12 protein-coding genes are annotated in these 13,713 nt (G+C 60.0%); 6 read left to right on the top strand and 6 right to left on the bottom strand.

Annotation, left to right across the window (positions count from 1 at the left end):
* Window positions 1–48: 48 nt before the first annotated feature.
* The 3 genes from VNV36_RS05065 to VNV36_RS05055 all read left to right on the top strand — a co-directional run bounded on the left by VNV36_RS05065 (window position 49) and on the right by VNV36_RS05055 (window position 2,581).
* The gene (locus VNV36_RS05065) at window positions 49–813 is read left to right on the top strand and encodes an enoyl-CoA hydratase-related protein (protein ID WP_325716786.1); all 765 of its coding nucleotides are present in this window, start codon (window positions 49–51) and stop codon (window positions 811–813) included.
* Between the two features lie 119 nt (window positions 814–932).
* Window positions 933–2,039, top strand: a complete 1,107-nt coding sequence (locus VNV36_RS05060; protein WP_325716785.1) for a catalase family peroxidase — start codon at window positions 933–935, stop codon at window positions 2,037–2,039.
* Entirely contained in the window at window positions 2,036–2,581 is a 546-nt protein-coding gene (locus VNV36_RS05055) for a cytochrome b (RefSeq protein WP_325716784.1), read from the top strand. Before VNV36_RS05060 ends, VNV36_RS05055 begins: the two co-directional genes overlap by 4 nt.
* 59 nt (window positions 2,582–2,640) lie before the next feature.
* Here the strand turns inward: VNV36_RS05055 and VNV36_RS05050 are convergent, their stop codons facing one another.
* Window positions 2,641–3,792, bottom strand: a complete 1,152-nt coding sequence (locus tag VNV36_RS05050) for a M14 family metallopeptidase (RefSeq protein WP_325716783.1) — start codon at window positions 3,790–3,792, stop codon at window positions 2,641–2,643.
* 94 nt (window positions 3,793–3,886) lie between these two features.
* Between VNV36_RS05050 and VNV36_RS05045 the strand changes: the two genes are divergently transcribed.
* The gene (locus tag VNV36_RS05045; RefSeq protein ID WP_325716782.1) at window positions 3,887–4,105 is read left to right on the top strand and encodes a hypothetical protein; all 219 of its coding nucleotides are present in this window, start codon (window positions 3,887–3,889) and stop codon (window positions 4,103–4,105) included.
* A gap of 104 nt (window positions 4,106–4,209) precedes the next feature.
* Here VNV36_RS05045 and VNV36_RS05040 read toward each other — a convergent pair whose 3' ends face one another.
* Window positions 4,210–4,608 carry a DUF6124 family protein gene (locus VNV36_RS05040; protein WP_325716781.1) on the bottom strand — a complete coding sequence of 133 codons (399 nt, stop codon included), beginning with the start codon at window positions 4,606–4,608 and terminating at the stop codon, window positions 4,210–4,212.
* A gap of 130 nt (window positions 4,609–4,738) precedes the next feature.
* Here VNV36_RS05040 and VNV36_RS05035 point away from each other — a divergent pair, with 130 nt between their 5' ends.
* Window positions 4,739–5,395 (top strand): LexA family protein, encoded by a 657-nt coding sequence (locus VNV36_RS05035; RefSeq protein ID WP_325716780.1) that lies wholly within the window; start codon window positions 4,739–4,741, stop codon window positions 5,393–5,395.
* A gap of 42 nt (window positions 5,396–5,437) precedes the next feature.
* Here VNV36_RS05035 and VNV36_RS05030 read toward each other — a convergent pair whose 3' ends face one another.
* The 4 genes from VNV36_RS05030 to VNV36_RS05015 all read right to left on the bottom strand — a co-directional run bounded on the left by VNV36_RS05030 (window position 5,438) and on the right by VNV36_RS05015 (window position 11,174).
* A complete protein-coding gene (locus VNV36_RS05030) occupies window positions 5,438–7,387 on the bottom strand; it encodes an acetyl/propionyl/methylcrotonyl-CoA carboxylase subunit alpha (protein ID WP_325716779.1) in 1,950 nt (649 codons plus the stop codon).
* Entirely contained in the window at window positions 7,387–8,199 is an 813-nt protein-coding gene (locus VNV36_RS05025; protein ID WP_325716778.1) for a gamma-carboxygeranoyl-CoA hydratase, read from the bottom strand. The genes VNV36_RS05030 and VNV36_RS05025 overlap by 1 nt, the downstream gene beginning before the upstream one ends.
* A gap of 107 nt (window positions 8,200–8,306) precedes the next feature.
* Entirely contained in the window at window positions 8,307–9,911 is a 1,605-nt protein-coding gene (locus VNV36_RS05020) for a carboxyl transferase domain-containing protein (protein WP_325716777.1), read from the bottom strand.
* Between the two features lie 99 nt (window positions 9,912–10,010).
* Window positions 10,011–11,174 (bottom strand): isovaleryl-CoA dehydrogenase, encoded by a 1,164-nt coding sequence (locus tag VNV36_RS05015; RefSeq protein WP_325716776.1) that lies wholly within the window; start codon window positions 11,172–11,174, stop codon window positions 10,011–10,013.
* Between the two features lie 299 nt (window positions 11,175–11,473).
* Here VNV36_RS05015 and VNV36_RS05010 point away from each other — a divergent pair, with 299 nt between their 5' ends.
* Window positions 11,474–13,171 (top strand): AMP-binding protein, encoded by a 1,698-nt coding sequence (locus VNV36_RS05010; protein WP_325716775.1) that lies wholly within the window; start codon window positions 11,474–11,476, stop codon window positions 13,169–13,171.
* Window positions 13,172–13,713: the final 542 nt, after the last annotated feature.

Raw genomic sequence — 13,713 nt, 5'->3', positions numbered from 1 at the left:
TGGCGCTTCGGCTCTGCAATAAATATTTTACTCAAGGAAGGTGATGACATGAATTTGTTGGTTGAACGACTGGGACGCGTGGTGGTGATACGGTTGAACCGCCCGCACGCACGCAATGCGTTGAGTACGCAATTGATGACCGAGTTGCTGGACACCTTGCGACGGCTTGATAACGACCCGGGCATCGGTTGTTTCGTCATCACCGGGACGGCGGAGTATTTCGCCGCCGGTGCCGATATCAAGGAAATGTACGCAAAAACCTGCCATGAAATGATCGAGCAGGATTATTTCGCCGGGTGGGATGCTTTCGCCGCATTCAAGACGCCAAAAGTGGCGGCCGTTGCAGGGTACGCCTTTGGCGGCGGTTGTGAGTTGGCAATGATGTGCGACGTGATCGTGGCTGCAGAGGACGCCCGGTTTGCCTTACCGGAAATCACCTTGGGGGTAATGCCCGGGATGGGCGGAACCCAGCGCCTGACACGCGCGATCGGTCGAGCCAAAGCCATGGACATGATCCTGACCGGGCGCTCGATCTGTGCCCGGGAAGCCGAGCAGGCCGGACTCGTGTCGCGAGTGACCGCCGCCGGGCAACTGATGGAACACGCATTGGCTGTTGCCCAGCGCATTTCCGAATTCCCGCGCAGCGCAGCATTGGCCGCCCGCGAAGCAGTGGACCGTGCCATGGAAACCGGGTTGCGCGAAGGCATTCTGTTCGAGCGTCGTGTGTTCCATGGCTTGTTTGCCACCCCGGGGCAAAAGGAAGGGATGGGGGCATTTCTGGAAAAGCGGGCACCGCGTTTTGAGCTGACCTGATCGGCTCAATGCGACTTGCTCCATGTGTGGTGAAAGAAACTACAGTACAGGGGGAATAATCCTACGAGGCGTGCGTCTCATAGCACCTTTCCCTACGGCCGATGGCCCTGGAGTCTTTCATGGTTGATCGCTCATCTCTCGACACTGCGCCGCCCGGCAGATCGCCGCGCCCGCCCCTGAGCGCTGCGAGTCTGGTTTTACGTCTGGGCGGCATTGGCGTGATTGTCGCCGCCGTGGCCGGGGCGTTTGCCTACGTGCATGGCAACCTCGACCCACAACGCCTGACGCCAAAAGCGCTGGTCGATGTGCTGGAAAAGAACAACGGCGTGCATCCCGGTTTTCGGCGCAATCACGCCAAGGGTGTCTGCGTGATCGGCCATTTCGAGAGCAGCGGCGAGGCGCGAGCGTTTTCCACCGCACAGGTGTTCAGTCAGCCGCAAACCCCGGTGGTGGGGCGTTTCGCGTTGCCGGCAGGCAGCCCCTACGCGCCGGACAGCGCCGTGCCGATCCGCAGTCTGGCGCTGCGCTTCACTCAGGCTGACGGCCAGCAGTGGCGCACCGGGATGAACAGCATGCCGGTGTTCCCGGTTGGCACGCCTGAAGCGTTCTATCAGTTGCAGCAGGCGCAGTCGCCGGATCCGGCCACGGGCAAGCCTGATCCGACGAAGGTGCCGGCGTTCTTTGCTGCGCACCCCGAAGCCGTGCCATTTTTGACCTGGATTAAAACTGCCAGGCCTTCAGCCAGCTACGCCACTGAAACCTATAACAGCGTCAATGCGTTCTATCTGGTTGATGGCAACGGTAAAAAACAGGCCGTACGCTGGAGCATGACGCCGCTGGCCCGGGACGCCGCAGGGGCAACGGCAGCGGAAGGCGCCGATTTTCTCGAGAAAGATCTGGTGCAACGCCTCGCCGCCGCACCATTGCGCTTTCAATTGAATATCACCCTGGCCAACGCCGACGACCCGGTAAACGATGCGAGCAAATCCTGGCCCACAGAGCGCAAGGTGTTGAACGCCGGTACGCTGGTGCTGGAGCGAACCCAGCCGCAACTCAGTGGCGAGTGCCGCGATATCAACTATGACCCGCTGGTGCTGCCGGCCGGGATTCAAGGCTCGGAAGATCCTTTACTGGCCGCGCGTTCTGCCGGTTACGCCGATTCCTACCTGCGGCGCACCAGCGAAGTCAGCCAGTTGCCCGCCGCCCGACAGGAGGCTCGCCCATGAGCACTCGACCGACTCATTTCGTTCTACTGGCGCGTCTGCTGCATTGGCTGATGGCGCTGATGATCATCGCCATGCTGTTTATCGGCGCGGGCATGGTGACCTCGGTGTCCTCTCGCCATGAATGGCTGATTCATCTGCACAAGCCGCTGGGCATCGCGATTCTGGCGCTGGTGATCGTGCGCCTGCTGGTGCGCTTTACCACGCGCCAGCCGCCGCTGCCGGACGATTTACCGGGCTGGCAGGTGCTGGCGGCGAAAGCGTCCCATGTGCTGTTATATGCGTTGATGCTGGTGTTGCCGCTGCTCGGCTGGGCCATGATCAGCGCGTCGGGCGAGCCAGTGATGCTCACGGCTTCGCTGCATTTGCCGGCGATTGTGCCGGCCGATGCGCAACTGTTTGCGTTTTTGCGCAAAGCCCATGGATATCTGGCGTATCTGCTGTTTCTGACGGTGCTGCTGCATCTGGCGGCAGCGCTGTTTCATGGCTGGGTACGTCGTGATGAGGTGCTCGACAGCATGTTGCGCGGGCGCGATCGCGGCTGACCGTGCAAGGCAAAGGATCGCAGGCGGGCTGCGATCCTTTGTCGGAACGGGCGAGGGGATCAGCGCAGGCTGTCGACCATGTCAGCCAAGGTGGTCAGCACGTCCTTGCCCAATTGCTTCGAACGTTTGCCCGACCAACCGGTGATCTTGTCCGGATGATCGTCGTGATCCTTGAAGGGCATCTCCAGGGTCAGCGACAGGCAGTCGTATTTCTGCCCGACACTGTTGCAGGCCAGCGTCATGTTGGCCTGACCCGGTTCGTCTCGGGTGTAGCCGTACTGGGTCTGGAAGTCCTTGGTGGTGTGTTTCAAATGGCTGCGGAAATGCTCTTCGAGCTTTTCGATGCGCGTCGTGAAGCCAGGGTTGCCCTCGCAACCCGCGGTGAAGACGTGGGGTATTTCCTCGTCGCCGTGTACGTCAATAAATGCATCGACACCGTACTTTTCCATCTGCTGCTGAACGAAAAGCACTTCGGGACTGATTTCCTGACTCGCGCTCTGCCAGGCGCGGTTCAGGTCCTGACCCATGGCATTGGTGCGCAAGTGGCCGTGGAAAGCGCCGTCCGGGTTCATGTTCGGCACCAGGTAGAGGTCGGCGCTGGCCAACAGTTTGTTCAATACCGGGTCGTCCTGGCGTTCCAGACGTTCGATCACACCCTCCATGAACCATTCGGCCATGTGCTCGCCCGGATGCTGCTGGGCGATGATCCAGATTTTGCGCTGGCCTTCGGCGCCGCTGCCTTTGCGCAGCAATTGAATGTCGCGGCCTTCGACGCTTTTACCGGTCGCGAGCAGTTCGGTGCCCGCCTTGGTCAGCGCCTGCTCGATCAGCCAGTCGTGACGGCCACGGCTGTAGGGTTCGAAATAGGCGAACCAGGCGTGGGTCTGTTCGGCTTCGAGGCAGAAACGCAGGCTGTCGCCTTCGAAACTGGTGGGAATGCGGAACCAGTTGACGTGGTCGTAGGAAGCGACTGCCTGATAGCCGGTCCAGGCTTTGTTATAGGAGGATTGGCTGGCGTTGACCAGGCGAAACCAGTGTTCCTGATGAACATGCAGACCGCTGGCCTTGAAGTGGAACCACTGAAAATGGGCGCTGCGGGTGTCCGGGCGGATGGCCAGAACCGGATTGAGCGGGTTGCTGATGTCGATGACTTGGATATTGCCGCTGTCGAAATTGGCGCTGATGTCGAACGAAGATTTGGCCACGGTCATAATCGCTTCCTGAACATGATTTTTATGACCGGTACTTTACACGCAGGCAGGGGCGAAACCGAGGGGAATTGCGGGTGTAGCGGGGGCGTCTTCCGTGACGCGTCAGCAGCTTAGAGAGTGTGCGATTGATTCTCAAGTGCTGATTGCCAATGGTTTGGCCAGATGTGGCCGGGCCCGGCTTGCCAATCGCTATCCTTTTGATATGATCCGCGCCATCGAATTTGCAGCACCCAAAGACTTCATTAGCCTGAAGATACAAGCCCGAAAAACGGGCAAAAAAAGACCCGGCGAAAAGCCGGGTCAAAAACCGTGATTAGCCTGATGAGGAGATAGTCCAGAAGACCGACCTAAGGTCTCTGGTCCATCGACTGATCTCGCGACCAGTTGCTTGCAATGATAATCATTATCATTTGCAAGTCAAATGTTTTTATCTGCGCGATGGGAAAATTCTTTCCTGTCCGCGCGCACCTTCCTCGCCGTGACTTCATCGTTGTCGATCGAATGGTCGACCATCGCCCGTGCCATATCCACCATGTGCACCACTGAGAACGCCAGGTCGCGATTGGTGCCTTGCAGGTTTTCTGCAGCCTTGAACGCCGTAGCGGCTGCACATCGCAGCAAATCCGAGGCATGTACCAGTGCCTCCTCACCGCTGAGATGGCCTTTTACATCAAAGAAACGTTCATCCGGCTCGGTCGCCGAAACAGCCGGTTTCAGGTAGTAGTCCAGCGCCCGCTGTGCGGCGGCATTGCCTTGGGGCGAAGTGAAGCTGGTATCGATCTGCAGATCGGGCAAGTCTTTGCTACTGATATTCATGACGAAAAGCCACTCCATGTTCGATTGAAAGTCCGTTTCCCTAGGATAGTACCGCCTGTATTTGTGACGAGGATTTAAATACTACAATATGTGTTTTGCTGGTCGAAGACGTCCGCGTAAGGTGCGGCACATGGATAAATGGATTGAGTTGGTCAAGGCCAAGATGAGTGAACTCAAAATCACTCAAACAGAGCTCGGAGAGCGCGTCGGCATGTCCCAGGGTGGGATCGGTCATTGGCTGAACAAACGTCGCGAGCCCGGGGTAACGGAAATGAACCGCGTGCTCAAGGCGCTGGGGATGGACTTCCTCGAAGTCGTCCTGGTGATCCGCGAACCTGAGCCCACGCCGGACGACGACATGCCGCTGGCGCAGAAGTACAACCCGTACTTCCGCTACCCGGTTTGCGACTGGCGCACGCCCTGCGAGGTGCGCGACGATCCGGCGAGCTATGCCGGAACAGCGGCGAAGCAGCGTTTCGAACTGACGGATTACCACGCCCGGGGTGCGGCATTCTGGCTAACGGTGACGGGCGATTCGATGACCGCGCCCAGCGGCCAGAGCATTGCCGAAGGCATGTTGATTCTGGTCGATCCGGAATTGGAGGCGGTGCCTGGCAAGCTGGTGATCGCCCAGTGGCCGGACAGCGAAGAAGCGATTTTCCGCAAACTCGATGAACAGGGCGGTCAGCGTTATCTGGTGCCGCTCAATCCGACCTGGCCGAAAACCCTGCTCACCGAGGAATGCCGGATTATCGGCGTGGTGGTTCAGGCTACGGCGCGTTATTGATCGGATCGATCCTCGCTCAAGGCCAGGATCGATCCTCTGATTTCACACTTCTTCCAGTTCAACCAAAGCGCTGCCTTCGCTGACCATATCGCCTTCCTGGCAATACAGCGCTTTGACCACCCCGGCCTGCGGCGCGCGGATGCTGTGCTCCATCTTCATGGCTTCGAGCACCACCAGTTGCGCCCCTGCTTCAACCGATTGCCCGGTTTCTACCAGTACGCGCACGATGCTGCCGTTCATTGGCGCGGTCAGTCCGCCCTGATGACTGTGACTGGCTTCGACGGCGGTGATCGGATCGAACGCCTCGATCCGCCGCAACTCGCCTTCCCACTCCAGATACAACGCGCCGCCCTGGCGAATCGCCCGCAATGTGCGGCGCACGCCCTCATGTTCGACGACCAGTGCTTCGCCGAGCAGTTTAGCCTGGCCTGCCGCGCCCAACGTCAGTGCTCGATCCTGTCCCTCACAGCTCAAATGCAAGGTGATTTGCGCGGGCAAGCCTGCTCGTAAACCATTGGCGCAAGACCACGGTGAACCAGGATCATCCACCCGCACACGCGTCGGCAAACCTTGCGCAAATGCCTGCGCAGCCGTCTCCCAAAAGCCGTCGCTCAACGCGCAAGGCGCTGGCAACAATTGTTCCTGATAACGCGGAATAAACCCGGTATCCAGCTCTGCCGCAGCAAACGCCGGATGGGCGATGATCCGCCGCAGAAAGTTGATATTGGTCTTCAGGCCGCCAATCGCGAACTCGTCCAGCATGCTCAACAGACGCAAGCGTGCCTGCTCGCGATCTTCGCCCCAGGCAATCAGTTTGCCGAGCATCGGATCGTAGAACGGCGAAATCTCGTCACCTTCCTCGACTCCGCTGTCCACGCGCCGCCCTGGCCCTTGTGCCGATTCGCGGTACAAGTCGAGCCGCCCGGTGGCCGGCAGGAATTCATTCGCCGGATCTTCGGCATACAAGCGCACTTCAATCGCGTGGCCGTTGAGCGGTACCTGTGCCTGGGTGATCGGCAGCGCTTCGCCACGAGCGACGCGAATCTGCCAGGCGACCAGATCAAGCCCGGTGATCGCCTCGGTCACCGGGTGCTCGACCTGCAGCCGGGTGTTCATTTCCATGAAGAAGAACTCGCCGCGCGCGTCCAGCAGAAACTCTACGGTGCCGGCACCGACATAGCCGATCGCTTGGGCCGAGCGCACGGCGGCTTCGCCCATCGCTCGGCGCAATTGCGGCGTGAGGCCCGGCGCCGGAGCTTCTTCGACAACTTTTTGGTGCCGACGCTGAATCGAGCAATCGCGCTCGTTGAGATACAGGCAGTTGCCGTGCTGATCGGCGAATACCTGAATCTCCACATGACGTGGTTTTAGCAAGTACTTCTCGACCAGCATGCGCGAGTCGCCGAACGACGATTGCGCTTCACGCTGCGCCGAGGCGAGGGCTTCAGCCAGCTGGCTGACGTCCTCGACCACCTTCATGCCCTTGCCACCGCCACCGGCCGTGGCCTTGAGCAGCACCGGGTAACCGATGCGCTCACAGGCTTCGCGGAAGGTCTCCAGATCCTGCGCCTCGCCGTGATAACCCGGCACCAATGGCACGCCGGCCTTTTCCATCAGGGCTTTGGCGGCGGATTTGCTGCCCATCGCATCGATGGCAGAGGCGGGCGGGCCGAGGAAGATCAGCCCGGCGGCTTCGATGGCGCGGGCGAACCCGGCGTTTTCCGACAGAAAACCGTAGCCCGGATGAATCGCCTCGGCGCCGCTGGCCTTGGCTGCGGCGATCAGTTTGTCGATCTGCAGGTAACTGTCGGCCGCTTTGCTGCCGCCCAGATCAACGCGAATATCAGCTTCACGGCTGTGCCGCGCATCGCGATCAGTGGCGCTGTGCACGGCCACGGTGGTCAGGCCCAGGGCCTTGGCGGTGCGCATGACCCGGCAGGCGATTTCGCCGCGGTTGGCCACCAGCAGGGTGGTAATCACAGGTGCGCTCATCAATGCGACTCCTTGGTGGATGCGGCTTGCCAGTTCGGCGCGCGTTTTTGCAGAAAGGCGCGCAAACCTTCCTGGCCTTCGGCGCTGACGCGAATTCGCGCGATGGCATTTTCGGTGTAGCGGCGCAGTGCCGGGGTCAGTGCGCCGTTGCCGACTTCACGCAGCAAGTCCTTGCTGGCGCGCATGGCGGCGGGGCTGTTGAGCAAGAGATTGTCGATCCACTGTTCGACCTGTTGCTCCAGTTCCGCGGCGGGATAGCTCTCGGCGAGCAAGCCGATACGCCATGCCTGCTGACCATCGAAGCGCTCGGCCGTCAGCGCATAACGCCGTGCCGCGCGTTCGCCGATCGCCTGCACCACGAACGGACTGATCACTGCAGGCGCCAGGCCGATGCGCACTTCCGACAGGCAGAATTGCGCGTCATCGGCGCCAATCGCCATGTCGCAGCAACTGATCAACCCCAGCGCGCCACCGAACGCCGCGCCTTGTACCACCGCCAGGGTCGGGATTTTCAGCTTGGCGAGGTTGTACATCAGCTCAGCCAGTTCACGGGCGTCGTCGAGGTTGGTGTGGTAATCGAGCTCCGCCGATTGCTGCATCCACGCCAGGTCGGCGCCGGCACTGAAATGCCTGCCACGCCCGCGCAGCAGCAGGAAACGCAGGCTTGAATCGCTGGCCACCTTGTCGAGAGCAAGGATCAGCTCGCGGATCATCTCGGCGTTGAACGCGTTGTTTTTCTCGGCGCGGTTGAGCCACAGGGTAGCGAAACCGCGTGGATCGGTTTGCAGTTCGAGGGTATTGAAGTCGTTCATTTCATCCGTCTCCACAGTTCTTGTGGGAGCGAGCCCGGTTTCGATTGCTGCGCAATCGAGCGGGAGCAAGCTCCCTCGCCACATAGGCTCGCTCCCACAAAAAAGCATCACATCCGGAACACGCCGAAGCGGCTCGGTTCGATTGGCGCGTTCAGCGACGCGGACAGGGCCAGCGCCAGCACGTCGCGGGTCTGCGCCGGGTCGACGACGCCGTCGTCCCACAGCCGCGCGCTGGAGTAGTAGGGATGACCCTGCTCTTCGTACTGGTCGAGAATCGGCTGCTTGATCTCGGTCTCCTGCTCGGCAGTGAACGGCTGACCGCTGCGTTCGGCCTGTTCGCGCTTGACCTGCACCAAGACGCCTGCGGCCTGTTCGGCGCCCATCACGCCGATCCGCGCGTTCGGCCACATCCACAAAAAACGCGGATCGTAAGCGCGACCGCACATGCCGTAATTGCCGGCACCGAAGCTGCCGCCGATGATCACGGTGAATTTCGGCACCTTGGCGCAGGCCACTGCGGTGACCAGTTTGGCGCCGTGCTTGGCGATGCCTCCGGCCTCGTACTTTTGGCCGACCATGAAGCCGGTGATGTTTTGCAGAAACAGCAGTGGAATGCCGCGTTGGCAGGCCAGTTCGATGAAGTGCGCGCCTTTCTGCGCGGCTTCGGCGAAAAGGATGCCGTTGTTCGCCAGAATCGCGATCGGATAGCCGTGCAAATGAGCGAAACCGCAGACCAGCGTGGTGCCGAACAGCGCTTTGAATTCATCGAACACCGAGCCGTCGACCAGCCGCGCAATCACTTCGCGCACATCGAATGGCTGCTTGGCGTCAGCCGGAACCACGCCGTACAACTCGTCGCTGGCGTACAGCGGCGCAATTGGCGTGCGCTGCTGCACCTCGCCGAGCTTGCGCCAGTTGAGGTTGGCAACGCTGCGGCGGGCGAGGGCGAGGGCGTGTTCGTCGTTCTCGGCGTAATGGTCGGCCACGCCGGAGGTTTTGCAATGTACGTCGGCCCCGCCCAGTTCTTCGGCGCTGACCACTTCGCCGGTCGCGGCTTTCACCAGAGGCGGGCCGGCGAGGAAAATCGTCGCCTGGTTGCGCACCATGATCGCTTCGTCCGCCATCGCCGGCACATAAGCGCCGCCAGCGGTGCACGAACCCATGACCACGGCAATCTGCGGGATGCCCATGGCGCTCATGTTGGCCTGATTGAAAAAGATCCGCCCGAAATGCTCGCGATCCGGAAACACTTCGTCCTGACGGGGCAGGTTGGCGCCGCCCGAATCCACCAGATAAATGCACGGCAGGCGATTCTGCTGGGCGATGGTCTGCGCGCGCAGATGTTTCTTCACGGTCAGCGGGTAGTACGAGCCACCTTTTACCGTTGCGTCATTGGCGACGATCATGCATTCCACGCCTTCGACGCGACCGATCCCGGCAATCACCCCGGCGGCCGGTACGTCTTCGCCGTACACCGCATGGGCGGCGAGTTGGCTGATTTCGAGAAACGGTGAGCCTAGATCAAGCAAGCGATTGATGCGCTCGCGCGGCAGCAATTTACCGCGCGAGGTGTGGCGTTCCTGAGCTTTGGCACCGCCACCCTGGGCCACTTGGGCAAGCAGGGTGTGCAGCGCGTCGACCTGCTTGAGCATCGCCGCGCTGTTGGCGGCGAACTCTGCTGAACGTGGGTTGAGCTGAGTGTGCAGAATCATGGGGCTTACTCCGTAAGCAGCTTCTAGCTACAAGCTACAAGCGGCAAGCTACTGCTGTTCTCTTGCAGCTTGAAGCTTGCGGCTTGCGGCTGACGAAATTCATTTCGTCTCGTTGAACAGTTCGCGACCGATCAGCATGCGCCGGATTTCGCTGGTGCCGGCGCCGATCTCGTAGAGCTTGGCGTCGCGCAGCAGGCGGCCAGCGGGGAATTCGTTGATGTAGCCGTTACCGCCGAGAATCTGGATGGCGTCGAGGGCCATTTGCGTCGCGCGTTCGGCTGTGTAGAGGATCACCCCGGCAGCATCCTTGCGCGTGGTTTCGCCGCGCTCGCAGGCCTGGGCTACCGCATAGAGGTACGCTCGGCTGGCGTTGAGCTGGGTGTACATGTCGGCGACTTTGCCCTGGATCAGCTGGAATTCACCGATGCTCTGGCCGAACTGCTTGCGGTCGTGGATGTACGGCACGATCAGGTCCATGCACGACTGCATGATCCCGGTCGGGCCGCCCGAAAGCACCACGCGCTCGTAATCGAGGCCGCTCATCAGCACTTTCACGCCACCATTGAGCACGCCGAGAATGTTCTCTTCCGGCACTTCGACGTCGTCGAAAAACAGCTCGCAGGTGTTGGAGCCGCGCATGCCGAGTTTGTCGAACTTGTTGCTGCGGCTGAAGCCTTTCCAGTCGCGCTCGACGATGAACGCGGTGATGCCATGGGGACCTTTTTCCAGATCGGTCTTGGCGTAGATCACGTAAGTGTTGGCGTCAGGGCCGTTGGTGATCCAGGTCTTGCTGCCGTTGAGTACGAAACGGTCGCCGCGTTTGTCGGCACGCAGCTTCATCGAGACCACGTCGGAACCGGCGTTGGGCTCGCTCATCGCCAGGGCGCCGACGTGCTCGCCGCTGATCAGTTTGGGCAGGTATTTGGTTTTCTGTTGGTGATTGCCGTTGCGGTTGATCTGGTTGACGCAAAGGTTGGAGTGCGCGCCGTAGGACAACGCCACCGAGGCCGAACCACGGCTGATTTCTTCCATCGCCACCACGTGCGCCAGATAACCCAGGCCGGCGCCGCCGTACTCCTCCGGTACGGTAATGCCGAGCAGACCCATGTCACCGAATTTGCGCCACATGTCGGCCGGGAACAGATTGTCCTGATCGATCTGCGCGGCACGGGGTGCGATCTGGTCGGCGACAAAGGACTGAACCTGATCGCGCAGCATGTCGATGGTTTCACCGAGGGCGAAGTTCAGGGATGGATAGCTCATGGGGCACCTTTTGGCTTTTTTGTCGGGTGGAGCGCACGACGAATCGGCGCTCAGCTTTACGTTAACGTAAAGCTTCCCGAGTTCGACTGTCAATCGGCTTTACGTAAACGTCAACTTGGGCGAGAGTAATAACAGTTCAGGATCGGAGTCGGAGGGTTTTTGGTGGGAGCGAGCCTGCTCGCGAAAGCGCTGTATCAGTCGCCATTGGATGTGAGTGACGCTTCGTATTCGCGAGCAGGCTCGCTCCCACAGGGAATCAAAACCGGCAAAACCCACTAATAAAGATAAAAGGGGTCGTCATGGATCAACCCAGTGCAAACCCGCAGCGCAGCTATACACGTGGTGTTCAAGACAAAGCCCTGTTGGCGATGACCATCGGTCAGCGCTTCGATCAGACCGTTGCGCAATACCCGGACGGTGAAGCGCTGGTGGTGCGCCATCAGCAGTTGCGCTACTCCTGGCGGCAGCTTGCCGAGGCGGTGGATGAGCAGGCCAGAGCCTTGCTCGCCCTGGGTTTGCAGGCGGGCGAGCGCCTCGGCATCTGGGCGCCGAATTGCGGGCAGTGGTGCATCACCCAATTTGCTACGGCGAAGATCGGCGTGATCCTCGTCAACATCAATCCCGCCTATCGCAGTTCCGAACTCGAATACGTGCTCAAGCAATCCGGCTGTCAGTGGCTGGTCTGTGCTGGAGCGTTCAAAACCTCGAATTACCATGAAATGCTCCAGGGCCTGGCGCCGGAGCTGGCCGGGCAGGCCAGCGGTCAGCTGCGCAGCGAACGTCTGCCGGACTTGCGCGGCGTGATCAGCCTCGACGCCAATCCGCCGGCCGGCTTTCTGCCGTGGTCGCAACTGAGCGATCTGGCTGCCGGCGTTTCGCCCGAGCAGCTTCGCCAACGCAGCGACAGCCTGCATTTCGATCAACCGGTGAACATCCAGTACACCTCCGGCACCACCGGTTTCCCCAAGGGCGCCACCCTCAGTCACTACAACATTCTCAACAACGGTTACATGGTCGGCGAAAGCCTCTGCCTGACGCCTGCCGATCGCTTGGTGATTCCGGTGCCGCTGTATCACTGCTTCGGCATGGTCATGGGCAACCTCGGCTGCGTCACCCACGCCAGTACCATGATTTACCCCAGCGACGCTTTCGATGCCGCGCTGACGTTGCAAGCCGTAGCGGAAGAAAAAGCCACAGGGTTGTACGGCGTACCGACCATGTTCATCGCCATGCTCGATCAACCGCAGCGGCAGACGTTCGATTTGTCGAGCCTGCGTACCGGGATCATGGCTGGCGCCACCTGTCCGATCGAGGTCATGCGCCGGGTGATCAACGAAATGCACATGAGCGAAGTGCAGATTGCCTACGGCATGACCGAAACCAGCCCGGTGTCGTTACAGACCGGGCCGACGGACGAACTGGAGTTACGCGTGACCACCGTCGGCCGCACCCAGCCGCAACTGGAAAGCAAGATCATCGATGAGGCCGGCAACCTGGTCCCGCGCGGCACCATTGGCGAACTGTGCACGCGCGGTTACAGCGTAATGCTCGGTTACTGGAACAATCCGCAGGCCACCGCCGAAGCCATCGATGACGCCGGCTGGATGCACACCGGTGACCTGGCGAGCATGAACGAGGCGGGTTACGCCACTATCGCCGGACGCAACAAGGACATGATCATTCGTGGCGGCGAGAACGTTTATCCGCGTGAGCTGGAGGAATTTTTCTTCACCCATCCGGCAGTAGCTGATGTGCAAGTGATCGGCATTCCGTGCCCGCGCTACGGTGAGGAAATCGTCGCCTGGATCAAATTTCACCCCGGCCACAGCGCCTCCGAGCAGGAGCTGCAGGCCTGGTGCAAGACACGCATTGCACACTTCAAGACACCGCGTTACTTCAAGTTCGTTGACGCGTTTCCGATGACGGTGACGGGGAAGATTCAGAAATTCAGAATGCGTGAAATAAGCATTGAGGAACTGAAAACAATCGAGCGCTAACACAATCACTGTGGGAGCGAGCTTGCTCGCGAAGGCGTCAGGTCAGCCAATATCTTTGTTGATGACACACCGCATTCGCGAGCAAGCTCGCTCCCACAGGGGATAGGCGTTGAGGAAAACAGGAGTCACAGAAAGCACAAAGGGGAGCCGAAGCTCCCCTTTAATTTGTCGTTGCGTGCTCTTTTTATTATTGAGGGGCGGTCTGTTGTTGTTTTTGGCAACCGTGGCCCTGTACAGCTTTTGGCGACCCCCATCCGGGGTCAAGAGCAAACGTATTTTTTTGAGCGCTGATCTGCTTTCTCGTCAAACGATCCAACCGATTCGGGAGCTACCTGAAGGTAGTTTTATTGTTCTCTGCCCGGTTGCGGGTCACTCCTGAGAGCACCCTGAAAAGCACACCTTCTCCAAAAAAATCTGTTAGCTGCGTCTCTGCCGTGTTGTTCTTGTTATGTCAGAGTCGTTTCGTCTTGTTTTTATTGGTTTGCGGCTTTTTATTCTTGTTATGCGATAGAGATAGCAGGTGTCGTGCCAACTTTTAAAAA

The organism is Pseudomonas sp., from assembly GCF_035554175.1.
Taxonomy (GTDB): Bacteria; Pseudomonadota; Gammaproteobacteria; order Pseudomonadales; family Pseudomonadaceae; genus Aquipseudomonas.
The sequence above is the reverse complement of the archived record's forward strand: the minus strand, read 5'-3'. Positions and strand labels throughout refer to the sequence as shown.

Excerpts from the sequence above, each read along its gene's own strand:
- VNV36_RS05065 (WP_325716786.1), top strand. The coding sequence starts at position 49 with ATGAATTTGTTGGTTGAACGACTGGGACGCGTGGTGGTGATACGGTTG.
- VNV36_RS05060 (WP_325716785.1), top strand. The coding sequence starts at position 933 with ATGGTTGATCGCTCATCTCTCGACACTGCGCCGCCCGGCAGATCGCCG.
- VNV36_RS05055 (WP_325716784.1), top strand. The coding sequence starts at position 2,036 with ATGAGCACTCGACCGACTCATTTCGTTCTACTGGCGCGTCTGCTGCAT.
- VNV36_RS05050 (WP_325716783.1), bottom strand. The coding sequence starts at position 3,792 with ATGACCGTGGCCAAATCTTCGTTCGACATCAGCGCCAATTTCGACAGC.
- VNV36_RS05040 (WP_325716781.1), bottom strand. The coding sequence starts at position 4,608 with ATGAATATCAGTAGCAAAGACTTGCCCGATCTGCAGATCGATACCAGC.
- VNV36_RS05035 (WP_325716780.1), top strand. The coding sequence starts at position 4,739 with ATGGATAAATGGATTGAGTTGGTCAAGGCCAAGATGAGTGAACTCAAA.
- VNV36_RS05030 (WP_325716779.1), bottom strand. The coding sequence starts at position 7,387 with ATGAGCGCACCTGTGATTACCACCCTGCTGGTGGCCAACCGCGGCGAA.
- VNV36_RS05025 (WP_325716778.1), bottom strand. The coding sequence starts at position 8,199 with ATGAACGACTTCAATACCCTCGAACTGCAAACCGATCCACGCGGTTTC.
- VNV36_RS05020 (WP_325716777.1), bottom strand. The coding sequence starts at position 9,911 with ATGATTCTGCACACTCAGCTCAACCCACGTTCAGCAGAGTTCGCCGCC.
- VNV36_RS05015 (WP_325716776.1), bottom strand. The coding sequence starts at position 11,174 with ATGAGCTATCCATCCCTGAACTTCGCCCTCGGTGAAACCATCGACATG.
- VNV36_RS05010 (WP_325716775.1), top strand. The coding sequence starts at position 11,474 with ATGGATCAACCCAGTGCAAACCCGCAGCGCAGCTATACACGTGGTGTT.